This is a genomic window from Arthrobacter sp. Soil_N43, assembly GCF_057655195.1.
On record NZ_JBDGML010000073.1, the window covers coordinates 64,759 to 88,109 of the forward strand.

Consider the following 23,351-nt stretch of genomic DNA (forward strand, 5'->3'; position numbering starts at 1 on the left):
TAGCTGTTCAGGCTTGTTAGCTGTTCAGGCTGTCGTGCCCCGGGGCGGCCTGCCCCGCGGGACATCGGGGGCCGGGCGTCAAACGCACGCGATGGAATCTTCCCCGGCAGGAGATGCCGAGCCGTCATTGCGCACGATGATCACCTGCACGCACGTGGGTTCATCGGGGTTGGCGCTGACGTCCACGCGCGGCGTGGCCGTTGACAGGTAGTTCCCGCCGCCCTTGACGGTCTTGATCCGCCACTTGTACGTGTCGCCCTGTTTTGGCTGCGGGTTGGTCCAGGTGAACCGCACCTTGCCACCGGCCCCGACGCTGCCCGCCAGTTTGGCGACGTCCGGCACGGAGCCGTCATCCAGGGCGTCGGCCGGCGGCTTGCTGGGCTGCTCACTGGGCAGCGCCTGGGGCTGCGGCGCGGACGCGACAATGATGCCCACGACAATGGCCAGCACCAGGAGCGTCCCGCCGGCGATGGCCAGCCAGAGGTTCCGTTTGCCGTGGTCCTGTGCGGGTTCCTGGTTCTCCGGTGCGGGTACTGGCCGGCCGCTCCGGAGGACGGTGGCCTGCGCCCAGTCATCGCCGTCGTCCGATGCCGGCGGCGGAAAGGCCGCCGGCATCGGAGTGCCCGGCGCCACGGAAGGTTTGGACGGCGACGTCCACGGAACGGCCGACGACGGCGGCACCGGCGGCGCTGCTGCCTGTGCCGCAGGAGACGGGCCCTGCTGCCCGCCAGTCAGCGGCCACGTCCGCGCCGGAAAGGTCGGGGCGCTGCCCGTTTTCTCCGGGTCGATGGAGGCGACGTTGCGGACCCGGGTCTCCTCGACGCCGTCGTCGGCGTGCTCGTCCTCCTGCTGCCGCTCCTCGAGGACTTCGAACGGTGTGACCGACAGGTTCAGCTCCGCCTGGATGCGCTGCAGCGCGAGGGCGAAGGCGTGGGCCGACGAATAGCGGGAGGTCGCCGATTTCGCCATGGCCGTTGCCAGTGCGAGCTCGAGCGATTCGGGCACGTCGGCCCGGCCAAGGCGCGGCACAGGCATGCTGGTGATCCGCGAGATCAGTTCGCGCTGGGAGTTGTCCGCGCCCGGCAGGACAAACGGTGACCGGCCGGCCAGCAGCGTGTACAGGGTGGCGCCCAGCGCCCAGACATCCACCAGGACGCCGTCGACGTTTCCGTCGCGGAACTGTTCCGGCGGGGACCACGGGATGGACATCCCCGCGTCCTCGTCCGCGGCGCCGCCGAGCGTGCCGGAGATGCCGAAGTCCGTGAGCGCGGGGCGGTTGTAGTCGGTGACCAGGATGTTGGCGGGCTTGATGTCGCGGTGCGCAATGCCGGCCCGGTGGGCGGTCTCGACGGCAGAGGCAACCTGGATGCCGATGGCCAGGACCTCGTCGACACTGAAGCGCTGGCGCCGGTACCGGACATCCAGGCTGGGCCGCGAGCAGTATTCCATCGCGAGGTAGGAGTGTCCGTCATCCGTGACCTCGGCTTCGAAGATGGTGACGATGAACGGGTGCGAGGACAGCTGGGCCATGAGGTTGGCCTCGGACTCGAACCTCCGCCGGGCGCCTTCCGTCTTGAGGCCGGACAGCAGGACCTTCACGGCCACCTTGCGGCGCGGACGGTCCTGTTCATACAGGTAGACGTCGGAGAACCCGCCCGACCCGAGCAGGCTGACATAGGTGAAACCGGGGATGTGGGGCGGCGGGGCTGCCGGCCGCTTGGAACTCAAAGAATCTCCTCGAAACGCAACGAAACGTCGTCGCCAAGTTCTGCGATGTCCCCGTCCAGGACAATCGCCATTTCATTCTGGGCCAGGCGGCGCGGCGGCTGGCCCTCGCGGACCAGCACCGTGCCATTGGTCGCCTTGAGGTCGCACAGCATCACATGCCAGCCCTCGAGCCGAACCTCGATGTGCGACCGTGAGATGTCGCCGCCGGGGCTGGCTACCTGAACCAGCCGCGGCATGGCCCCGCCCTGGACCCTGGAGACGGACGGCTGCCGGCCGATGACGAGCGACTCCTCCAGCCCAATCACTTCACCGGTGGAGAGCCGCACCTGTCCCAGCCGGGGACGGGGCACCTGCACAGCAACGTCGGGGAGCGGCGAACCGCACGTGGAACACTGCCCGTTGGTGGGAGGGTTCGCGTGGCCCGCTGCGCACACCCGCGCCAGGACCAGGGGACCGCCGGCCAACGGACCGCCGCCCGGCGCGGACCCGGATACGGCAGGGGGCTGGTCGGGCGCGGCCCTGAGTTCACTCTTCAAAACCGTCTGGCCGTCGTGGTCGCCCTCGGCGGGGCGGGCAGGCGTCTCCGGCTGCCCCTGCCGGTGATCCGGCTCGTGCGCCGCCGTTTCGGGACGATCCGGCAAGGGGATGAACGTCGGCGGTGCAGGAGGACGCTGGACGCTGTCACTGCGGGTGGCCCACGGCACGGAATCGATCAGCCCGCCCGCCGCGGAACTGGCCGCAGGATATGCCACAGGATCTGCCGGCGGCACTGTTTCCGGAGCACCGGCATCGGGAGCTTCAGCGGCGTCCGGAACGTCAGAAACGTCAGGAGCACCCAGTGCCGGGGCTGCAGCCTCGGGGGGCGCTTCGTCGGGGTCTTCCCCGGTCCGCACCGCCGCACCCTCGATGCTGCGCACCACGGTCTTGTCCCATAGATGGTCGTATGAACTGGTCTGTTCGCTGGCCGGCTGCGGCTCGTCAGGCTCCGTCTCGTCAGGCTGCGGGTCCTCCGGCACCACGGCATCCACGCGCGTCTCATCCGACACCGTTTCCCCGGCCGCCGCGGGTTCCTCGCTGGCCTCCTTAGCCTCTTCGCGCGTTGTCGCCTCAACAGCTGCCGCCTCGACGGTTGCCACGGGCACCGCAGCCGGGGTTTCTGACGACGTTTCCGCTGCCGCCAAGGCCGCGGCAGCAGTTCCGGTCGCGGCAGTTCCGGTTCCGGCAGTTTCCGTTCCGGCAGTTCCGGTTCCTACCACGGCCAGCCGCAGGGACTGGAGAAGAACCACGCCTTCAGCCACGGGCAGCTCAAGTCCCGCTGCAGCCGGCCGGCCGGTTTCACCGGGATTGCCCTTGTCACCGTTCGTCCCGGGCGCTCCGGGGATAGTCAGGCCGAACCACTCCGGAGAGTCGAGCCACCGCTCCGTCCACGTAGTGACATTCCGGCCGTCCAGATTCACCGTGCCGGTCGGCAGCTGGACACTCAGGTCGAGGTCGCCGCGCAGGAAGACCCGCAGGGATTCGCGGAAGCCGATGATGCCAAACTGCGGGCAGCGGGACAACGGCACACCGAGACCGCCCGTGACTGCGTGCAGTACCTTGTGGATCTCCGGCTGACCTTCCAGCAGGTCCCAGACCGTCCGGACGAGAGCAGGCTGCGACTCCGGGCCCAAGATGACGGCCGTCCCCGAGCGGAGGATCCCGAACCAGCTGCCTGGAGCGTAGCTAGCTGCCGTCATGTGCAGTTTCCCCGTTTCCCGCGTGGCGCGGCAGCGTATCCTCGTCCTCCGCTGCAGCCGCAGTCCTCGGCGCTGTGGTGGAGACGCCATCCTCGTCCAGGACATTCCGGGCGTCGACGACAATCACCGTGACGTTGTCCCGGCCGCCGCTCCTCAGTGCCGCCTGGATCAGCAGGTTCACGGCTTCCTGGGGGTCCGGCACCGTGTTGAGGATGTCGAACATCTGGTCGTCCGTGAGTTCGCCGTTCAGGCCGTCGGAGCAGACCATGATGCGGTCACCCTCCTCGATGGGAAGCAGCCAGTAGTCAGCCTCCGTCTCGTCGCCCGTGCCCAGCGCCCGGGTGACCACGTGGCGGCGGGGATGGACTGTTGCCTCCTCCGCCGTGATTTCTCCGGTGTCCACCAGCTCCTGGACTTCCGAGTGGTCCACGCTGACCTGGGCGAGCCTCCCCTGGCTCAGCCGGTAGGTCCGGGAATCTCCGATGTTCATGACCAGCCAGTAGGGGATGCCCATCTGTTCCACTACCACCACGCCCGTCAGCGTGGTGCCCGCGCGCGATCCTGTGGCGGCGCGGATGGAGTCGTCCGCGATGGCCAGGTACTGCTGTACCACCGAGGCCGTGGCTGTCCGCTCGCCGGTGGCCAGCTGGGGCAGCGTTGCCAGGGCGCGCACGCACATGCCGCTGGCGACTTCGCCGGCCTCGTGGCCTCCCATGCCGTCCGCGACGGCGAAGATCGGGTCGGACGCGATAAAGGAGTCCTCATTGAGCTCGCGGCGAAGGCCGCGGTCCGTTCCGTAGCCGTAGCTCAGGGTGAGGCCTGGCCTTCCGCCGGCCGATTCGGTGCGGGCCGCCTGCTGTGAATTCATGCCTGTCCTACGTTGAAGGTGCGGTCCCCGAAATGAACGGTGGTCCCGGGGCTGACAAATGAAGGGACGCCGGGCACTAACGCAGTGCGGACGCCGTCCGGTGTGGTGACGGCGCTGCCGTTCGTCGAGTTGCGGTCTGTGACCCATACGCCGGCCCCGTCGGTGAGCAGGTGCAGGTGCGTCTTCGAAATGGTCCGTCCGGGATCCGGCACAGCCAGCAGCTGCGCCTGGGACTCTCCGGCACCGGCGGCGGGGTTGCGCCCGATCAGCACGCTGCACTCCAGACGGAAGTCGCGGCCGTCGTCGAGCCGTATCCTGAGCACCGCCACAGGCGGTGCTTCCTGCCCGGAACCGCGCAGCTGCGTGCGGTCGAGGACGTCGTCCGGGTGGCCGGCGCCGGATGGGCCGGGTTCCGGCTGATCGACTACGGGCCGGCTTGCGGCACCGGAAGCGACGGCCACCGGTGAAGAGACCGGCTGAACAGGAGGGAGGTCCAGCGGGGCAAAGCTGTACGGCCCCTGGATGCCGCCTGACGTGACGGGGTTGCGCCCGGCATGAACATCAAACACGAGCGTCTTGGCGGCCCGGTCCTGCCATCCCTGGAGCCCGCCGTCCCTGTCCCACGAGCTGGAGACGACGACGAGGAAGGCCCACGCGGCGGCCACGAGGGCCAGCGGGCCCAGGATCCACAGTGCGGCGTCGAACCATTGGAAAATCACGACGGCGACCGTGGCCGCAACGGCCAGCAGCACCCCGGCTCCAGTGACGGTTCCGCGCAGGACGGCGGCCCCCGTCCCCGGGGCGTACCCGTCCTTGTCGGTCGTGCGGATGCCCATCACCCGGCTGCCAATGGTGCTCCCGGAACGGCCCTCGACACCGGCGAGGACAAAAATGTAGACGAGCGTCAGGCTGACAGCGATGCCCCCCAATAGGGCAAGTGTTCCGGTGTCGTAGACGATGAAGCCGGCGCTGCGGGAACTCGTGACGCTGGCGAAGCCCAGGGAGAAAAGGACCACCAGGACAACGGCCGGGGCAAGCCAGTCAAGCACCGCGGCCCCAAGGCGTTTTCCGGGCGCCGCCGGGACCAGCTCCAGTTTCGTTCCCATGTCCGTTCCTTCCCCCCGCAGCTCCCCCTGCCGCTCCCCCTGCCCCGTGGGCTTGATGCTACCGGGAAACCGCAGGGGCTGCGTTGCCGCCCCGCAGGCGCCGCAGTAGCTCGCCCCGGCGCGGAGCGGCTGTTCGCAGTGGCCGCAGCGCCTGCTGCCGGCAGTCTTCATGCCCTCAGTCTTCGGGCCATCAGTCTTCGGATCAGTCATGATCGGTTCGGCCCTCGCCGTCCTGCACTGCGGCGGCTGAGGGCGGCCCGGGCGTCAGCCAGCAGTGACCTCGGCGAGAACCGTGCCTGCTGGCGTCGCCAGAAGCCGACCGTCGCCGTCATTTCCTTCAGCGAACCGTCCACGATGGTCCAATACTCCCGGACTTCTTCCTCACTGGGCTGGCCGGCCCCGAAAATGGACGCGTCGGCCCTCTGGGCCAGCTGCGTCGTGGCAGTGCTGGTGGCGGGGAAGGCCCCGGCGACGACGGCGGCGGATTCCCTCCGCGTCGCCCGGGTGTCAACGGCCGCGCCCATGTCGGTGGCGAGGCTGAGGACCTCGTTCCACCCCCCACCCACGCGCTGCGCGGGATGTCCGTCCGTGAACCGGGACTTGCGCCGCCGCGACTTGAGAAGCGCGATGAGCAGCAGCGGGAGCGCCAGGATTCCCAGCGGAATCATGGCGATGCCGACCGCGCTGAGGATGGGTCCCCAGAACAGCCAGGGGTTGTTCTTCTTCTCGTCGGCGTCCAGCGCGTCCGGGGAGGAGTCCGGCGGAAGGTCTGCCGGCTCCTGCGGCGGGGGCGGCGGCTGAAGCACCTGCGGCTTCGGCTTCGACTTGTTTTCAGGGTCCGGCGGAATGGGAACGTTGTCCTTGGGCGGCGTGGGGTCGAACGGCACCCAGCCGACACGGTCGAACGCGACCTCGACCCACGCGTGGACATCCTTGCCCATGATCGTGATTTCCCCGGCGCCGTTTTCAGGGCTCTTCGGGTCCGGATAGAAGCCCATGACCACCCGGGACGGGATGCCCAGGTGGCGCAGCATGAGGGACATGGCCACGGCGTACTGTTCGTCATCGCCGAGCATCTGCTTGGCTGTCAGCAGGTCGCGGATGCGGGCCGCACTGTGGCCGGAGAGGCTTGGCAGCTGGCCGTCGGCGATGAGCCCGTTGCTGAAGGCGCCCTTCTTTTGGAAGTGGGCTTCGATTTGGCGCACCTGGTCGACGGCGGTGGGGGCGTCGGCCGTCAGATCGTTGGCCTGCGCACCGACGACGGGAGGGATGTCCGCGACGTCCGGGAGCGTCATCTTGGCGAAGTCGTACTGCGTCAGCTGCCCGTGTTCGAGCTTCACCGGCTCCGAGACCTGGACGCTGTACGAATCACCCTTGGAGAGCCCCTGGGTGGTGACGGCCGTGTCCGTTCCTGAGTTGAAGTACAGCCCTGAGGCCGGGGCGGAGGAACCCGGCGCGAAGCTGAGGCCGGTGGTCCTCCTGCCGCCGGGAACGAAGTAGCCCTGATAGTCCTCGACCGTGATGTCCAGGGTGTACTCGTTCGTCGGAACCGGTCCGGCGGAATCCGCCAGTGTATTGATGGACTTGGCGTCGCCCGCCTTGCTGAAGTTGCCGGACCCGTTCGGGTCCATGGTGTAGTTGGTCCCGTTGAAGGCGTCCAGCGCTCCGAGCCGCACGCGCGCGTCCTTGGGGAGGCCCTTGACGGCAAACAGCGGTTCATCCTTCTTGTCCTTGACGAAGTTGCGGAAGCTCGCCAGGGGCGTGACATAGTCCTTGGGGTCGAAGGGCGGCACAATGACGTTGCGCAGAACCCGCCGTTCGTCGCCCGCGGAGATCAGGGGCGAAACAGCCGCCGTGATGCCGGCAGTCACCGCGATGACCGCTGCCCCGGCTGCCAGCCTGCGCATTCTGGCGCGGCGGGCCGTGTCGGCGTCGTGCTGGGGGCGGTTGACGGACACCTTCATGGTGTTGCTGCGCCGCAGGCAGTCCCGGCGGAAGGTGGCCCACGCGATGCCCACCACCGTCAGCGCAATGCCCCTCTCGACGGTCAGGAACCCCGCGTTGGTGCTGAAGGCGATGCCGGTGACGAACAGGGCCAGCACCGGCAGCAACGGCCAGTAGGGGCTGCGGGTCCGCCAGGTCAGGATTCCGGCGACAAGTCCGGCGATGAGCGAGCTGAGGAAGGGAACGATGAGCACTCCCCCGGCGGTGCCCACCGGAACACCGACCGTGAGCATGTCCTTCCATGCGAACACGACGCCGAGCAGCAGCGTACGCAGTGACTCGAGGCTCGGGATGACCCCGGCGATGGCCGCGCCGGGCACTGCGAGCGCGGTGCCGAGGACCAGGTAGGCGCCGAGCGCCAGGGCGGTGGTGATCAGGAGCCCCAGGCGGTAGTGCGCGTTGCAGGCGGCAATGGCCAGGCCGAGGATGACTCCACCGAACCCTGCGGCCAGATAGTACGGGTCGCCTCCGAAGCTGAGGCTGAAGCCCAGGATCCCCAGCCCCAGCAGGACGGTGAGCGCTCCGGCGTCGAGCAGAAAGTGCCACGGCGGCTGGCCGCTGGAGAAGGCCGACGGCGGCGGGGCCTGGCGGCGCGGGCGGAGACCGGTTGCCTGGCTCATGCGGCCGCCTTTCTCAGTACGGCAGCAAGGTCGGACAGTTCACCGAGGGTGAGCACGGTGAGGTCTCCGATGTTCGCGCGGGCAGGTGCAGCACCGGCGTCGACTCGTACTGCCAGGCTGCGGACCCCCGGCGCCACCGAAGCGCCTGCTGACCGCAGCTGCGTGGGCGTCACCTGGCTGCCCACCACGAAAAAGACCACCGAGGCGTTGGGGACGGTGTCGGCCAGCGTCCGGGCGAGGTCGACGGCGGTCTTCCGCAGGGGACTGCCGGCGATCCGGGTCATGCCGTCCAGCATGGTGCGGCCGGTCTCGCAGCGCAGCGGCCCGGACTGGGTGAGGACGTCCAGCTCGCGCTGTTCACGGATGGCCTGGCGGCCGATGGAGGCGGCGACGGAGATGGCCATTTCAAATTCGTGCTCGGAGGCGTACTCATCGGTGTTGACGGATAGCGAGATGGCGAGGTGGGCGCGCCGGGTCTCCTCGAACTGGCGCACCATGAGCTTGTTGGTCCGGGCCGTGGTCTTCCAGTGGATATGGCGCCGGTCATCACCCGGCACATAGTCACGCAGCGCGTGGAACGAGACATCCGCGCTCGAGAGGTCGGTGGTGGGCATGCCCTCCAGGTCACGGATGAAGCCGGCGGCGGATCCTGCCAGCGCCACCGTCTTGGGGTGGACGTAAAGGTCCTGGGGCTTCGTCCAGAGCACCTGGCGGCGCAGCAGGCGCAGCGGATCGGCCCGGACGGAACGCACCGGCCCGACGACGATCACCGCACGGCGCGCGGTGGGAATGGTGAAAAGGTCCTCGTGCACCTGCTGCGGTTTCATGCGCGGCAGATGGAAGACAGCCGTGGAAGCCCCCACCGGCAGCTCAAGGTCTGCGGGCAGCAGCGGACGCGCCGAGGTGTTGGACACGGTGATGCTTCCCACCGCGCTGTCCCCCACGGCCACACGCGTCCGGGCCAGGTCCAGCAGGACACCATAGGAGGATCTGCCCAGGATGAAGCCGACGGCAATGAGAAACAGCACCAGCGCCGCGACGGCCGCGGCTTTGGCCTCCTGCCAGCCGTAGGCTTCTCCAGCTGCCCACAGCAGCAGGGCCGCCCCGAGGACAGACCAGCCGAGGACGCTCATCACGCCCAGCACGGGCTGGACGCGGCGTGACCAGCCGCCGCGGACGGCGTCCCAGGCCGGAGCAATGGCCTGTCCGGCGGTTCTGCCGGCCTCGGTCCACACCGCCGACGGGTGAAGACGCCTGTTTCTGCCGAGGGGCAATCCGCGCTTGCGGAAGGGCCCATCCGGAAAAAATGGCCGGCGAAGGCGGCCAGCAAGCCGGGTGAAGGGAGAGCCGGTGGACATGTATGGAACCTTTTGTTGGCACTGGAATCGTGAAGGCGGGGCCGGGCCCGGAGTCTAGCCGGGGCCCGAGGTCTAGGCGGAAGCCCGCGGTCTAGACAGCTGCGCGCTGCTGGGGAGCGGCGACGTCGGCCAGGACACGGGCCAGGACAGCCTCCGCCGTGGCACCGGAGAACTCCGCCTCGGGGTCCATGACAAAGCGGTGCGTCCAGACAACTGCGGCCAGGTCCTTGACGTCATCCGGCAGGACAAAATTCCGTCCCTGCGCGGCGGCCCAGACCTTGGCTGCCCGGACCATGGCCAAGGCTCCGCGGACGGATACCCCCAGCCGGCTTTCGGAAGCGTTGCGGGTCTCTTCGCACAGCCTTGAGATGTACTCGAGCACCGCGGTGTCCACGTGGGTGGTGGCTGCAAGGTCGGCCATGTCCGCCACGGCCTGGGTGGTGATGACCGGCCGCAGGTCTTTCGAACGGTCCTTCAGGTTGCTGCCGCCGAGCAGCTGGACGGTGGAGGCGTGGTCCGGGTACCCGATCGATGTTTTGATGAGGAAGCGGTCCAGCTGCGCCTCGGGGAGCCGGTAGGTGCCTGCCTGCTCGATCGGGTTCTGGGTGGCCATCACCATGAACGGGCGGCCCGCCTCATAGGTGGTGCCGTCCACCGTGACCCGGGATTCCTCCATGACCTCGAGCAGGGCCGACTGCGTCTTGGGCGATGCACGGTTGATTTCGTCGGCGAGGACGATGTTGCTGAAGATCGGCCCCTTGTGGAACTCGAACTTCTGCGTCTTCTGGTCGTAGATGGTCACGCCGGTGACATCCGAGGGCAGCAGGTCCGGGGTGAACTGGATGCGGCTGTTGGATCCCTGGACCGTGGCGGCCAAGGCCCGCGCCAGTGACGTCTTACCGGTGCCGGGGGCGTCCTCGAAGAGGACGTGGCCTTCGGCAAGCATCGCCGTGAACGTCAGCCGGATGACGTGGGCCTTGCCCAGCACCGCCTGGCCCACGTTTGCGACGAGTTTCTCGAACGTGCCCGCAAACCAGGCGGCCTGCTCGGTTGTCATGGTCATGGGAGATTCCTTTTCCGTTGTGTGGAGTCTTTTTGTGCCCAGGGCGGCGTGCCCGGGGCGTGCGGAAAACCCGCGGTCTAGCGTCGCGGCATTCCAGGCGGCGGATTTCCGCCGAGTGAGGTGGTGTCACTTCGTACGTAGTTGCCCGTAGCCGGACCGGACGTCAGGTGGTACCACACGCCCGTGGGATTGTCGGTCGACCTGCTCCACACCACATAGTGGTCGCTCTGTGCGGTGATGCCGGTGTCGAACCACCGTCCCGGGCTGACGCACTGGTCAGGGTTGGAGTTCCGGTAGCTGTCGGTGGTCCGGTTCGGCTCGGTGCAGGAGCGGACCGGAGTGGACTGGATACTCCAGGACGTGGGCGGCGGCGGGGTCGGGTCGGCACCCGAGGTGGCAACTGCCGAACCAGGCTGTCCGCAGTCCTTGTCGCCATCCGTTCCGTTGCAGGCACGCACTTGCAAGGTGTGCCTGCTGTCCCAGCCTCCGGCGTTGCGGCTGAACTGCCGGTCCAGGCCCACGGACCTGAAGCCGGTGCCGTCGTAGTTGACCTCATACCGGTTGATGACGCGGCCGTTGTCGTAGGGCTGGTTCCAGGTCCAGTGAACTTGGGGGTCTCCCTTGGCTGACGTGCCGCCGGTAACCGCCGGAGATGCGGGCGCCCCGTAGGGCACCGCCGAGCCGATGGCCTTGGCGTCCCCCGAGATGTTGTTCTTCGTGGAGAACGCGATGATGTTGACCGTCACGTTCTTGCCGTTCGGCTGTCCGTAGATGGTGCCACCCGGCGCATTGATCGGGCCGGACCCGTACGCGGTGGACCAGCGGTAGCCGATCTCCGATGCCTGCGATCCGTTCCGCTGCGCCTGTGTCAGCGGGGTGAATGTGATCTTCAGCTGGCCGGTGTTTCCCGGCGCCGCCACCGTGCCGCTGTTCACCGTCCCGGGCTTTCCCGCAGCCCGGATGGGTGCGGACTGGGCACTGGTTCCGGATGTTCCGGCCTTGTTCGTGGCCGAAACGGTAAATGCGTAGTCGGCCTCGGAGTTGGACACTGTGACGTTCTGGGAGGTTCCCGAAACCTGCTGGCTCTTCACCACCGTGCCTCCGCGCAGCGTGGTCAGCGTGTAGGCGGAAACGGCGTCGCCGTTGTTGTTCGGCGCGGTCCAGTTCACCTGCAGCTGGCTCTGGGTTCCCACCGAGCCGGCGTCGGCGACGCTCGGCGCGGCAGGAGTCACCGGGACTCCGGCCGGGATCTCCGCGGCAGAGTACTGGCTCCACTCGGACGGGTCCTTGGCATCGTTGCGCGCCAGCACGCGCACCTTGTACGCCACGCCGTTGGTGAGGCCCTTCCAGAGGTAGCTGGTGGATGTCAGGTTCTGGATCTGCGCATTCTGGCCGCTCGGAGCGGGTGAGATTTCAAGATCATAGGACTTCACCGGCGAGCCCTTGCTGGCCGGAGCCTTCCAGGCCACGGACAGCTGCTTGTCGCCGAACTTCAGAGCCGGAGCCAACGGAGTGTCCGGCTTGACGTCGGGCCGGACCTCCGCCGAGGCGGGCGAACGGTCGGACTCGCCGAATTCGTTCGTGGCCGTCACCTGGAAGTGGTACTTGGAGTTGTTCACCAGGTTGTTGAGCGTGCACGAGTTGGCCGGGCACTGCTGCTTGAGTCCGCCTTCACCGTAGACCGTGTAGTGGGTGATGGGCGATCCGCGGTCGGCAGGTGCGGACCAGTTCAGCAAGGCAGTGCTGTCACCCACGCTTTGGGCCTGTGGCGTCGTGGGCGCCAGCGGCTCGTCCTTGACCGTCAGCCGGATCCTGGCCGTGGCCTGCCGTGAGGCTTCCCCGGTCTTGTCCGCAATCGTGTAGGCAACCACCATGGTTCCCGTGAAGCCGGTGGCGGGGGTGACCACCACGTTGTCCCCATCCACGGCGACGTTCCCGGTTCCCGTCTCGGCCGTCGCCGCCACAATCTTCAGCGCAGTCTCCGGGAACGGGTTGGCATCGTTAGCCAGGACCGGCACGCTCACGGGCTTTCCGGCGGCGGCGCTGGGTTCCAGGTCGTCGTTGGCCACCGGCTTGGGCCGGCTCGAGGCGGTGACGGAGAGACGGTACGTGGCGGTAGCTTCCAGTCCCCGGGGATCCCTGGCCTTCACCTGCACGGCCCCGTCGTTGCCCGGCCGCACGCCGTCCTTGGCCGAGACTTTGAGCGAGGAGCCCTCAATCCTGGCGTCGAAGCCCGCCGGAGCACCGCCGGCGAGCTCGTATTTCATGTTCTCGGCATCGTCGCCATCGGGGTCGGAGGCGAGCCTGGCCAGGTCTGTCTCGGCGGACTCCCCCTGCGGCACGTCGAGGGCGGCGCCCAGCAGTGTGGGCGGGTTGTTGCGGTTCGGATCCGGCAGGACCTTGGTCCGGATGCTCAACGTGGACTTCAGTCCTGCCGCGTCATCCGGGCCGGTGCCGTCGGTTACTTCGAAGGTGATGGAACCCGGCCCCACGTAATCCTTGCCGGCCGTGTACTTGATCGCGGTGCCGTTGCCGGCCACGGGGTCGCCGGCGTCCGCGCCAATCAGCTTGATCCGGTCGGTCTGGGTCAGCCGGGGTGAACGTCCTTCCCGGACCTTCACCCATTCGGCCAGGTTGGCTGTTACGGCCTGGCCGGCCACAACTTCCAGGACGTCGTCCTTGGCGAGCGTCGGGACCTGCTGCCCGAGGCCCGGCACCCAGATGATCGCGGTGGACTTCTTTCCGTCCACGTCCTCCACTGTGTATGGCACCAGCTGCGGCTGCTCCGTCAGTTCGACGATCACGTTGCCGTCCGGGCCGGGGCGCGCGGTCTCGCTTCCGCTGGTGACCTTCAGGTTCTCGCCGACGCCGTCGGGGTCCTCGTCGTTCTTGAGAACGGGAACGTCGACGGCGGTTTTGCCGAGGGTTTGGGCGGACGTCACGCGGTCGTCCCGTGCGATGGGGGCCTGGAGCGCGACTTGGCTGTCCACGACCATTTTGATGACGGCCTGGGCGGAGGCGCCCCGCTCGTCGGCGACGGCGTAGCGCACGTTGACGGTGCCTTCGGCGGCCGGGGCGAGGAGGAGGATGCGGCCGCTGTGCTTGCTGACCTCCGCGTTCAGGGCGGCGTCCGCCTCGATGCCGTCGGTCAGGATGCGGATCGGGTCACCATCGGGGTCGGAGTCGTTGCCTGCGGCGTCGACGGCGATCTGCCGCCCGGGGCGGACCTTGACCTCGTCGTCCACGGGCGTGGGCTTCTGGTTGGTGTCTCCGCGGGGCGCAATACCCACAGTGACCGTGCCGGTGTTCACGGCGCCCTGCCGGTCCACCACCTTGTAGCGGAAGGAATCCGTTCCGGCGCCGTCTCCTGCGGCGACAAAGTCGATGAAGTTGCTTCCAACCGTCGCGGTCCCCATGGCGGGCGTGCTGTCGATACCGGTCAACTGGACGGAGTCGCCGTCGGGATCGATGCCGTCCAGCGGCACCGGGATCCGCACAGTGCCGGCGGCCACTACCCGGGCCGTCAGGTTCCTGGGCTGCGGACGGGAATTCTCGGCGCCCTCGAGGGGCAGGATGTGGATGGTGACGGCCGCGGCGCTCTTCTGCCCCTGGGGGTCCACGGCGTTGTAGATGGCCCGCACGGTTTTAGGCTCGCCTCCGGCGATGAAGCGCAGCGTGTTCTCCGAAACAAAGCTTGTGCCGTTCCCCGCCTCCACCTGCTGGGGAAGGACCGGATCAACGGTCAGCTTTTCGCCCTGCGGATGCGTGTCGTTGTCCAGCACGGGGATGGTGACCACGTCATTGACGCGGACGTTGACCTCATCCGGTTTCGGCTGCGGCGCCTCCACGACGGGCGGGGCGGGGACGGGCACCACCGAAACGCTGCCCGTGGCGGAATCCTTGCCGTTGGACATGGTGTACCGGAAGAGGAACGGATCTTTGGTTCCGGCGATGTCCGTGATCCGCAGGACGCTGTGGTTGAGGACGCTGACCGAGGCCGTGGCGTTTTCCGGAAGGGAAACGGACTGCACCACCAACACGCCGCCGGACGGGTCCGAGTCGTTGGCCAGGGGGTCCAGGAGGACGCTGCCGCCGACCGGCAGGAGGGCGACGTCGTGGACCGCAACGGGTTTGCCGGCGTCCTTGCCTGATTCAACGTCCACGCGGATCAGGCCCTGGCTGCTCTGCGGGCCGTTGCTGGCGATGTAGGTCAGGTAAATGGGCCCCGGAGTCCGGCTGCGGAAGGTAAAGGTGCCGCCGTCGGTGACGGGCCCGAGTTCGGCAGGCCCGCTGGCCTCCACTTGGGCGAGCCGTAGGGCGCCGCCGTTCGGGTCGACGTCGTTCTTCAACGGGGCGATCACCAGGTCCTGGCCGGCGACGGCGGTCACGTGGTCCGCGTTGACAACCGGGGCCAGGGCGCCGGGGGGCTGGACGTTGACCACCACTTTGCCCGTCGTGGTGGCGCGTCCGTCCCAGACGGTGACGGTAACGTTTTTCTTGCCCGCGGTGGCGCCGGAGTCCTGGAAAGTCAGGAGCCCGTCACGGCGGACTTTCACCTGGTCCTGCTGGTTGTCGGCAGTCGCCGACATGAGCACGAGGTCGTCGCCGTCCGGGTCCGCCCAATCGGTGAGGATGTTCTGGCTGACGGTTTTCCCCTGCTCAACGAGCAGCGTGGTGGGATCGCCCCGCTTGAAGGCGGGCGGCCGGTTTTCGTCCGGTCCGACGACGTTCAGCGTGACTTTTCCGCCTGCGGACAGGCCACGGCCGTCGGCAGCGCTGTAGTCGAACGTCTCGGTGCCCGGGGTGGCGTCGGCCGGAATCGTGACCTGGAAGGCCGATCCGCCATAGATGCTCTCGAGGCCTCCCGACCGGAGGCCCTCGCCCGCAGTGGAGGCGGTGAGGACGTCCCCGTCGGGGTCGGAGTCGTTGTCCAGGACGCTCAGGACGGTGGTGCGGCCGGGCCGGACGCCGACGACGTCCGGCTTGGTTTCCGGCGGACGGTTCGGTTTGGTGCGGTCCGGCAGGACGTTGATGGTGTTGTCGTCCGCGGATTCCTCGTCCTGGTCATCCGCCTGGTTCTTCGGCGGGACCACGTCGTCCCAGTTGTTGACCAGCTGCATGTTCTGGTTGACCAGCCACACATTTCCGGAGTTCACATCGTTCAGCACCACGAGGTCGCGGTTGACGCGGAACACATAGCTCGGCGAGGCGCTGGCTTTCGGAACTGCCACGTTTTTGTCGTCGCCGTCGTTGACGCAGTCGCGGACGTACTTGTTCACCCCGGACCACGCCGCATGGATACAGCCGCCCAGCTGGACAGGCGCGGCGGGTACGCCCTGCCCGCCTGAGGTGACCTGCCGCGCCGTCGAACCGTCCAGCGGCTGCCTCAGCAGCGCCTTGGGCGTGGCCACTGCCACGGCGTCCGACGCCGGGCCGGGCTGCTGGAGCCTCGCATCCCGGGCGTCGGGTACCGCCACTTCCCGGCCGCCGGGAAGGAACAGCCGGCCCCCGGCCGGGTCCAGGACCACGGGCTGGTCCCCCACCACGGCCAGCTGCAGGTCACCGGCACCCTTCAGCCCGTCCCAGGTGCTGGCCTCCGTGTGGGTGGGCTCACCGTTGGCGTCCACGGCGGTGACCGTCACCTGGCCCGTCTTCGGATCCGCCGAATAGATCCGGTCGTCAGAGCCGACGGCCGACACCAGGCCCTCCGAGCCGTCAACGGCCGGCTCGCTCGATTCCTCATCGAAGGCGTTGACCGTCGACGGCGACATCGCCCACATCTTGCCGGCGGCAGGGTCCGTGACGGAGATGACCTGGGAGCCGAAGCTGACCTGGGCGGCGCCCGGCAGTTTTTTGTCCCCGCCCAGCCGCATGTTGGCGGCGGAAACCTGGTTCAGGGTGGAGCCGGATTCGTCGTCGACGAAGACCTTGCCGGCGTTCTGCAGCACGTCGAAGGTGGTGCTGGCGGGCGTCACTGCTCCGTCAAGCACGCGTGAGGGGTAGTTCAGCCGGCCCACTGCGTTCCGGGACTTACTGACCACCCACACGCCGCCGTCGTTCAGGTCCACCTCGGTGGTCTTGAAGCCCGGGTAGATGATCGCACCGGCAACGAGTGCGAGGGCGGCCGCAGAAAAAGCGGTACCGGTGATGAGCTTGTTGCGACGGTTCCTTAGCCCCAGCCTGCCGAACAAAGTTGACACAGCGTTATTATTCCCCTGAAATCACAGCCGCCTGAGCGCAGCCTACAAGCCCCTGGTGAGCACCAGAGGCCGTGACATTCCGCCACTCCCCCATAGAGACGCCGGAACAATTCTGAGTTTCGACTATTACATGGGCGCGGACGGCTTGTCCAAGAAGAACCCGTACAGGGTCCTCCGTTACCGTGCAAGACTACCCACCTGACGTGCAATGGGCGATGGGGAGGAGTCCCCCTCCCCAGGGCGGGACCGGCTGCACTGCCAACGTCAGTCGAGCACGAGCCCCTTGCCCTGGCCCCGGGCGAGCATCACCGGCAGGATCTCGCCAAAGCCGCGGACGTTTTCCGCATCCTTCGGAATCAGCACAAATCGCTCGTCCTGGTCCAGGGCTGCGGCGGTCATGGAGTCCACCAGCACGGTGCCGGGGTCAGCCAGCGTGGTCAGGCGGGCTGCCAGGTTGACGGTGGGACCGTAGATGTCCCCCAGCCGGGACAGAATCCGTCCCCACACCATGGCCACCCGCGCCTCCGGAAGGATCTCGTCCCGGGTAAAGGCCTCGGCCAGAGCCAGCGAAATCTCCGCACCCGCGGCCGGTGTCTCGGCGATGTACAGGACTTCATCGCCCACTGTCTTCACCAGCCGGCCGCCGCCCACCGAGATGATCTCCGCGCACTTGTTCTCGAACCTCTGCACCAGCTTGGCGAGGGTCTTCTCGTTCATCCGCCGGGAAAGGCTCGTGTAGGACACGAGGTCGGCGAAACCCACGGCCCGGGCCAGGGGAAGCGGCGCGTCATCCTCGTCGCCTTCCCGGCCTTCCTCGCTGGCCTGGAGTCCCGCCTCTGCCCGGACGGCGAGGCGCTGCACCGCGGCGTTCAACTGGCGCCGCCACGAGTACACAAGCATCTCCTCGAGCGGGTCAACCAACGCGGGCAGTTCATTCACGAGCCGTTTTCGGGCCACCGGGTCGGTGACTCCCTGCTCATGGACCATGTCCTCCACGAGCGCCTCAATCTGCCAGACCACCATGCGGTCAGTCATCTGGCCGATGGCACGGGTGACCGAAATGGCCGCCTCTTCGGTGAGCTTGCCGGTCCGGACCAGGTCCACCACGGTGTTCAGCGCGGCCTGGTCGCGCTCGGTGAAGGCGACCTCCTCGTCCCCGAGGTTGGGGAACCCGAGGGCCCGCCACAGCTTCCGTGCCGACAGCAGCGACAGGCCCGCACCGGCTGCCACCTCGCGGCGGCGCAGCTTTCGTTCGCCGCCGAGGAGCCGGGCTTCGAGGGCCTTGATGGCGATCCTTTCGGCGGACATTGTGCCGGTGGAAGGAGCCTCGACGGCGGCGTCGGCCTTCTCATCGCTGCCGTTTCCCTGGCTCACGCGGTGATCCTCATCGTTCATCTCTTCCACCTTCTCTCACATCCCGCGGAAATCCGGCGTCGGATCCGTCCTGCGCATGGCCCCATTCAAAAAACTCATCCTTCGGAAGTTCGTCCAGCGCGTCCAGCACAAACCTGTGGAACGTGGCGACTTCGGGCACATCCCGTAGTACGGCGCTGAACTGGTGCCCGGCATCCAAGGATATAGTCCCGGAGCGCAACATCCGCTGGAGCACCGTCTGGGTGACCGTGACGTTACGCACGGAAGCCAGGAAGACCTGCTGGTCCCGCCGCCGGAGGATGCCGTAGCGGGCCATAATCCTGCGGCTCGTCAGGAAGTACCGCGTGGCATGCCACCGCAACAGGCGCGGCAGGCAGTATCCGCAAAGCGCCCAGAGGGCCGCCAGCACGCAGCCGGACACCAGCCAGAAGGTCCAGTCAGCGGAAACTGCCGGGTAGAGATCCCGCAGCCCGCCCCGGATGATCCAGGCACTGGCGAAGGCGGCCAGCGCGGGTGCCACGACAAACACCACCGCCGGAATGAACAGCATCCTGGGCTGTGGGCGGGTCATCACGATGACCTGCTCCCCCGGCAGGAGGTCTTTACGCATTGCCGCTTTCCGCGGACTGCCCCGGCGGAGTCCATGGGCGCAGGTGGACGACGTCCCCGGCCGTCACCACGTGCTCGCGGGCCGAGGAATCCACCACCAGGAGGGAACCGGAGTCATCCAGCCGCGACGCGTGCCCGATGATTTCGTGGTCGCCGGGCAGGTGGGCACGCACCTGCTGCCCCAGCGTGACCATGACGGCCTCCACCCGCTTGTGCAGCGAAGGGCCGCCCGCGAGACCGGCGGTGGGGTCGCCGTCGGCGTTGCAGAAACTCCGGTAAAGGGTGCAGAACCGGGACAGGTAGCTCTTCAGGAGGGCGGTGCGGTCCACGGTTTCGGCGCCCTCGAGCTGCACCGAGGTGGCGGTGGGGACTGGCAGTTCGGCCTCGGTCAGGGTGACGTTCAGCCCGGTGCCGAGGATCACCGGCGGCACGGAGCCGTCCCCCATCGGGCCGAGCTGGGCCAGGATGCCGGCGATCTTCCGGCCTCTGACCAGGACGTCGTTGGGCCATTTGACGTCCGCCCGCAGGCCGGCCGTTTCCAGCAGCGCGTCGCGGAGTGCGAGGGCAGCCAGGAGCGAGAGCCAGGAGTAGGTCTGGGTGGGGAGCGGCCGCCCCTCGGCGTTGACGGGGCGCAGGACGATGGAGACCAGGACAGAGCTGCGCTCCGGCGCTTCCCAGGTGCGGTCCAGCCTGCCGCGGGCAGCGGTCTGGTGCTCGGCGGTCAGGACGGCGAGGTCCTGCCAGGCCCTGGGCTCGACGGTGACGGCGCGCAGGAGGTCTGCGTTGGTGGAGCCGGTGGCATCCACGACTGTCAGCTGCGAAATGCCGTGCGCTGACAGGAATTCGGCGCTGCACAGCGCTTCCCGGTCCAGCGCTGGCCGCTCCGGCAGTCCCTTCGATCCGGACAGGTTTTCCTGCGCTTCAGGGCTTTCATCAGGGCGTGCGGCATCCATGCTTGAATCCTATCGAGTTGCCGGGCCGGCGCGGCCGATCCGGGCAGGCGCCCAGGGAAGTCAGAGGAAGATATCAGGTACCAGCTGGTCCTCGGCTGCCCCCAGGCTGTAGGGCCGGAAGTCCTCCACTCCGGCGGCGGCGAGCACCTGTTCGTCCGTGTAGAAGTTTCCGGACGTCGCGGCGGCGTCGGTGAGGTTGGCTCCGGTGAGCACGGCGTGGGCCGCGTCCGCCATGATCTGCGGGCCGCGGGCGGCACGGACCATTGAGTCGCCTCCCGGCATGTTCCGGATGGCCGCGGTATCAATCAGGGTGCACGGCCAGAGGGAGTTGACGCGGATGCCGTCCGCTTTGAGTTCTTCGGCCAGGCCCAGCGTGGTCAAGCTCATGCCGTATTTGGCCATGGTGTAGGCCAGGTGCTTGCCCGCCCATTTGGGATCGAGGTTCAGGGGCGGCGAGAGCGTGAGGATGTGCGCGCCGTCGGACTTCCGCAGGGCAGGCAGGGCGAGTTTGGACAGCAGGAAAGTCCCCCGGACGTTGACATCCTGCATGAGGTCGTACCGCTTCATGTCGACGTCGTCAGTGCGGGACAGGTCGATTGCCGAGGCATTGTTGACGACGATGTCGATCCCGCCGAAGCGTTCGACGGCGGCATCCACGGCATGGGCGACGTCGTCGTCATTGCGCACGTCGCCCACCAGGGGAAGCGCGCTTCCTCCGGCCGCCTGCAGCTCATCCGCCGCGGTGAACACGGTGCCCTGGAGCTTTGCGTGCGGCTGGCCGGTTTTGGCCAGCAGGACGACGTTCGCGCCGTCGCGGGCGGCGCGCAAGGCAATGGCGAGGCCGATGCCGCGGCTGCCGCCGGACATCAGCAGCGTCCGGCCGCGGAGCGATCCGGTGGCCTGGTAGGGGGTCGCGGAGGAAGGGAAAGCGTCGTTGCTTGAAGTCATAGGGACACTCTAACCGTTTGATGTTACCGGTGAGTAACATAGACGTCCCTGCCGACACCATCGGCGAAAATTGTAGGATCCCTACAGCAGCGCACGGAATATGCGTCACTAGACTAGCCATCAGGGCCTTTGATTTGTGTGGAAGCTACTTAAGGCAGCTCGCCACACCACCACAAACGCCCAGCATTACGCTGCCACAGCACCGATTAGCGACAGAGCCGGAGACACTTCATGAGCCACGACCTGACCACGACGGCGGGAAAGATTGCCGATTTCCGCGACCGCCAGGCCAGCGCAGAGCAGCCCTCCGGCCCGGAAGCGATCGAGAAGCAGCACGCCCGCGGCAAGAACACGGCCCGCGAGCGCATCGACCTGCTCGTGGACGAGGGATCCTTCGTGGAGTTCGATGCCCTGGCCGTGCACCGTTCCACGGCATTCGGCATGGAGAAGAAGAAGCCACTGGGTGACGGGGTGGTGTCCGGCTACGGCACCGTGGACGGCCGGCTCGTTGCGCTGTACAGCCAGGACTTCAGTGTCTACGGCGGCTCGCTGAGCCAGGTCAACGGCGAAAAGATCGTCAAGGTCCAGGAATTCGCGCTGCGCAACGGCTGCCCGGTGGTGGGCATCAACGACGGCGGCGGCGCCCGCATCCAGGAAGGCGTCGCCTCGCTGGCCATGTTCGCGGATATCTTCCGCAACAACGTGCACGCCTCCGGCGTCGTCCCCCAGATCTCCCTCATCATGGGCCCGTGCGCCGGCGGCGCCGCCTACTCCCCCGCCCTCACCGACTACGTGGTGATGGTGGACAAAACCTCGCACATGTTCATCACCGGCCCCGACGTCATCAAGACCGTCACGGGCGAGGACGTGGACATGGAGACCCTCGGCGGAGCCCGGCAGCACAACGCCACAACGGGCACGTCCACGTACCTGGCCGCGGACGAGGCCGACGCGATTGAGTTTGTCCGGGAACTGCTGGACTTCCTGCCCTCCAACAACCTCTCCGAGGCTCCCGTCCTGGATCACCAGCAGGAGCTGGACCTCGACGACGACGACCTCGCGCTGGATACCCTGATCCCGGACTCCGCCAACCAGCCGTACGACATGCGGAAAGTCATCGAACAGGTCGTCGACGACGCCCACTTCCTCGAAATGCAGTCCCTGTACGCGCCGAACGTGATCATCGGCTACGGCCGGGTCGAAGGCCACACCGTCGGCATCGTGGCCAACCAGCCCATGCAGTTCGCCGGGACGCTGGACATCTCCGCATCCGAAAAGGCGGCTCGTTTCGTGCGGCACTGCGATGCCTTCAACATTCCCATCATCACCCTGGTGGACGTTCCGGGCTTCCTCCCCGGCAAGGACCAGGAATTCCAGGGCATCATCCGCCGCGGCGCAAAGCTCCTGTACGCCTACGCCGAGGCCACCGTGCCCAAGCTGACCGTGATCACCCGGAAGGCCTACGGCGGCGCCTACATCGTGATGGGCTCCAAGAAGCTCGGCGCGGACCTCAACCTGGCCTGGCCCACCGCCCAGATCGGTGTCATGGGCGCACAGGGCGCCGTCAACATCCTCTACCGGCGCGATCTCGCAGCGGTGTCGGAGAACGGCGGCGACGTCGAGGCCAAGCGTGCCGAGGTCATCCGCCAGTACGAGGAGGAGCTGCTCAACCCGTACCAGGCCGCCCAGCTGGGGTACGTTGACGCGGTCATCGCCCCGTCCGACACCCGCCTCCAGATCATCAAGGGACTGCGGGCGCTGCGTGACAAGCGCGCCAGCCTCCCCACCAAGAAGCACGGAAACATCCCGCTGTGAACCCGAAAGACCAGCAGCCCAAGCCCGCCGCCCAGCCGGTGGTTGAGCCTGCCGAAAGCAAGGCCGCTGACCCCGCCGAAACCCCGCTCTTCTCCGTCGTCAAGGGGGATCCGACGACCGAAGAGCTGGCGGCCCTGACCGCCGTCGTGCTTTCGCTCGGGACCCCCGAAGCTGCCGAACCCGGGAAGCCCAGTGTGCGCCACTGGGTGCGGCGCCAGCAGCTGCGGCTCGCCCCGACGCCGGGGCCGGGCGCCTGGAAGCGCAGCCGCGGCTGAACGCCAGGCCGGCTCGCGCCGAATAATTCAGTGAGTCTTTCATAACCGGAACAGCCCCGTTAGTCTCATGGGGTGACTACTGAATCTGCCGCTCCATCGCGCCCCCGGACCGCCATTGACGCCGTCGCCGACGCCTACACCGACACCCTGGTTGCCCTGGATCCCAGCCTGGCCACGACACTTGGCATCCCGGGGCACGACACGGAATTCCAGGACTTCTCACCCGCCGGAATCGAGGAGTTCGCTGCCGCGGCCCGCGAAACCCTTGCCGCCCTCGACGGGCTTGCGCCCGTGGACGACGTCGATGCCGTCACCCTCGACGCCATGCGCGAACGCCTCGGGCTGGAACTGGAGTTCCACGAAACGGGCTGGGATCTGGCAGAGCTGAACAACATCGAATCGCCGGCACAGAACATCCGCTCCATCTTCGACCTCATGCCCACGGACACCGAGGAACACTGGGCGAACATCGCTGCCCGCATGCACAGCGTGCCCGGCGCCATCAGCGGCTACATCGAGTCCCTGCGCGCCGCCAGGGAAGCCGGCCGGGTTTCCGCCGTCCGCCAGGTGTCGATCGTCATAGAGCAGACCACCAAGTACGCGGCAGCGGACGGCTTCTTCGCGAAGCTCGCCGCCGGGGCCAAGACGACTGACGGCCCGCTGCCCGCCGCCGTTCAGGAACGGCTCGACGCCG

Annotated in this window: 15 protein-coding genes; 3 read left to right on the plus strand and 12 right to left on the minus strand. The window is 67.7% G+C overall.

Going from position 1 to position 23,351, the window contains the following annotated elements; all coding sequences use genetic code 11:
- Positions 1-78: 78 nt before the first annotated feature.
- The 12 genes from AC3A3W_RS07960 to AC3A3W_RS08015 all read right to left on the minus strand — a co-directional run bounded on the left by AC3A3W_RS07960 (position 79) and on the right by AC3A3W_RS08015 (position 20,567).
- Positions 79-1,728, minus strand: coding sequence for a serine/threonine-protein kinase (locus tag AC3A3W_RS07960; protein WP_487441733.1), 1,650 nt, complete (start codon positions 1,726-1,728; stop codon positions 79-81).
- Complete coding sequence (locus AC3A3W_RS07965) at positions 1,725-3,464, minus strand: FHA domain-containing protein (RefSeq protein WP_487441734.1); 1,740 nt, start codon at positions 3,462-3,464, stop codon at positions 1,725-1,727. The genes AC3A3W_RS07960 and AC3A3W_RS07965 overlap by 4 nt, the downstream gene beginning before the upstream one ends.
- On the minus strand, positions 3,451-4,332 hold the full coding sequence (locus tag AC3A3W_RS07970) for a PP2C family protein-serine/threonine phosphatase (protein WP_487441736.1): 882 nt from the start codon (positions 4,330-4,332) through the stop codon (positions 3,451-3,453). Before AC3A3W_RS07970 ends, AC3A3W_RS07965 begins: the two co-directional genes overlap by 14 nt.
- On the minus strand, positions 4,329-5,438 hold the full coding sequence (locus AC3A3W_RS07975) for an RDD family protein (protein ID WP_487441762.1): 1,110 nt from the start codon (positions 5,436-5,438) through the stop codon (positions 4,329-4,331). Before AC3A3W_RS07975 ends, AC3A3W_RS07970 begins: the two co-directional genes overlap by 4 nt.
- Positions 5,439-5,644: 206 nt before the next feature.
- Complete coding sequence (locus tag AC3A3W_RS07980) at positions 5,645-8,062, minus strand: transglutaminase TgpA family protein (protein ID WP_487441737.1); 2,418 nt, start codon at positions 8,060-8,062, stop codon at positions 5,645-5,647.
- A complete protein-coding gene (locus tag AC3A3W_RS07985; protein WP_487441739.1) occupies positions 8,059-9,420 on the minus strand; it encodes a DUF58 domain-containing protein in 1,362 nt (453 codons plus the stop codon). The genes AC3A3W_RS07980 and AC3A3W_RS07985 overlap by 4 nt, the downstream gene beginning before the upstream one ends.
- Positions 9,421-9,511: 91 nt before the next feature.
- Positions 9,512-10,483, minus strand: a complete 972-nt coding sequence (locus AC3A3W_RS07990) for an AAA family ATPase (RefSeq protein WP_487441741.1) — start codon at positions 10,481-10,483, stop codon at positions 9,512-9,514.
- A gap of 77 nt (positions 10,484-10,560) precedes the next feature.
- Positions 10,561-16,683: an Ig-like domain-containing protein gene (locus AC3A3W_RS07995; protein ID WP_487441743.1), complete on the minus strand. Its 6,123-nt coding sequence runs from the start codon at positions 16,681-16,683 to the stop codon at positions 10,561-10,563.
- 264 nt (positions 16,684-16,947) lie between these two features.
- The gene (locus AC3A3W_RS08000) at positions 16,948-18,078 is read right to left on the minus strand and encodes an adenylate/guanylate cyclase domain-containing protein (protein WP_487441745.1); all 1,131 of its coding nucleotides are present in this window, start codon (positions 18,076-18,078) and stop codon (positions 16,948-16,950) included.
- Entirely contained in the window at positions 18,068-18,667 is a 600-nt protein-coding gene (locus AC3A3W_RS08005) for a PH domain-containing protein (protein WP_487441747.1), read from the minus strand. Before AC3A3W_RS08005 ends, AC3A3W_RS08000 begins: the two co-directional genes overlap by 11 nt.
- The gene (locus AC3A3W_RS08010) at positions 18,660-19,619 is read right to left on the minus strand and encodes a biotin--[acetyl-CoA-carboxylase] ligase (protein ID WP_487441748.1); all 960 of its coding nucleotides are present in this window, start codon (positions 19,617-19,619) and stop codon (positions 18,660-18,662) included. Before AC3A3W_RS08010 ends, AC3A3W_RS08005 begins: the two co-directional genes overlap by 8 nt.
- Before the next feature lie 60 nt (positions 19,620-19,679).
- A complete protein-coding gene (locus AC3A3W_RS08015; protein WP_487441750.1) occupies positions 19,680-20,567 on the minus strand; it encodes an SDR family oxidoreductase in 888 nt (295 codons plus the stop codon).
- Between the two features lie 231 nt (positions 20,568-20,798).
- Here AC3A3W_RS08015 and AC3A3W_RS08020 point away from each other — a divergent pair, with 231 nt between their 5' ends.
- From AC3A3W_RS08020 to AC3A3W_RS08030, 3 genes are all read left to right on the plus strand, one after another.
- Positions 20,799-22,382, plus strand: coding sequence for an acyl-CoA carboxylase subunit beta (locus AC3A3W_RS08020; protein ID WP_487441752.1), 1,584 nt, complete (start codon positions 20,799-20,801; stop codon positions 22,380-22,382).
- A gap of 38 nt (positions 22,383-22,420) precedes the next feature.
- Positions 22,421-22,657 (plus strand): acyl-CoA carboxylase subunit epsilon, encoded by a 237-nt coding sequence (locus AC3A3W_RS08025; protein ID WP_487441764.1) that lies wholly within the window; start codon positions 22,421-22,423, stop codon positions 22,655-22,657.
- A 72-nt stretch (positions 22,658-22,729) separates the two neighbouring features.
- The coding region (locus AC3A3W_RS08030; protein ID WP_487441754.1) for a DUF885 family protein at positions 22,730-23,351 on the plus strand (622 nt) is incomplete at its 3' end.

Bases quoted from the DNA above. Each gene is read 5' to 3' on its own strand.
- AC3A3W_RS07975 (WP_487441762.1), bottom strand. From the start codon at position 5,438: ATGGGAACGAAACTGGAGCTGGTCCCGGCGGCGCCCGGAAAACGCCTT.
- AC3A3W_RS08020 (WP_487441752.1), top strand. From the start codon at position 20,799: ATGAGCCACGACCTGACCACGACGGCGGGAAAGATTGCCGATTTCCGC.
- AC3A3W_RS07965 (WP_487441734.1), bottom strand. From the start codon at position 3,464: ATGACGGCAGCTAGCTACGCTCCAGGCAGCTGGTTCGGGATCCTCCGC.
- AC3A3W_RS08015 (WP_487441750.1), bottom strand. From the start codon at position 20,567: ATGACTTCAAGCAACGACGCTTTCCCTTCCTCCGCGACCCCCTACCAG.
- AC3A3W_RS08005 (WP_487441747.1), bottom strand. From the start codon at position 18,667: ATGCGTAAAGACCTCCTGCCGGGGGAGCAGGTCATCGTGATGACCCGC.
- AC3A3W_RS07990 (WP_487441741.1), bottom strand. From the start codon at position 10,483: ATGACCATGACAACCGAGCAGGCCGCCTGGTTTGCGGGCACGTTCGAG.
- AC3A3W_RS07980 (WP_487441737.1), bottom strand. From the start codon at position 8,062: ATGAGCCAGGCAACCGGTCTCCGCCCGCGCCGCCAGGCCCCGCCGCCG.
- AC3A3W_RS07970 (WP_487441736.1), bottom strand. From the start codon at position 4,332: ATGAATTCACAGCAGGCGGCCCGCACCGAATCGGCCGGCGGAAGGCCA.
- AC3A3W_RS08000 (WP_487441745.1), bottom strand. From the start codon at position 18,078: ATGAACGATGAGGATCACCGCGTGAGCCAGGGAAACGGCAGCGATGAG.
- AC3A3W_RS07985 (WP_487441739.1), bottom strand. From the start codon at position 9,420: ATGTCCACCGGCTCTCCCTTCACCCGGCTTGCTGGCCGCCTTCGCCGG.
- AC3A3W_RS08010 (WP_487441748.1), bottom strand. From the start codon at position 19,619: ATGGATGCCGCACGCCCTGATGAAAGCCCTGAAGCGCAGGAAAACCTG.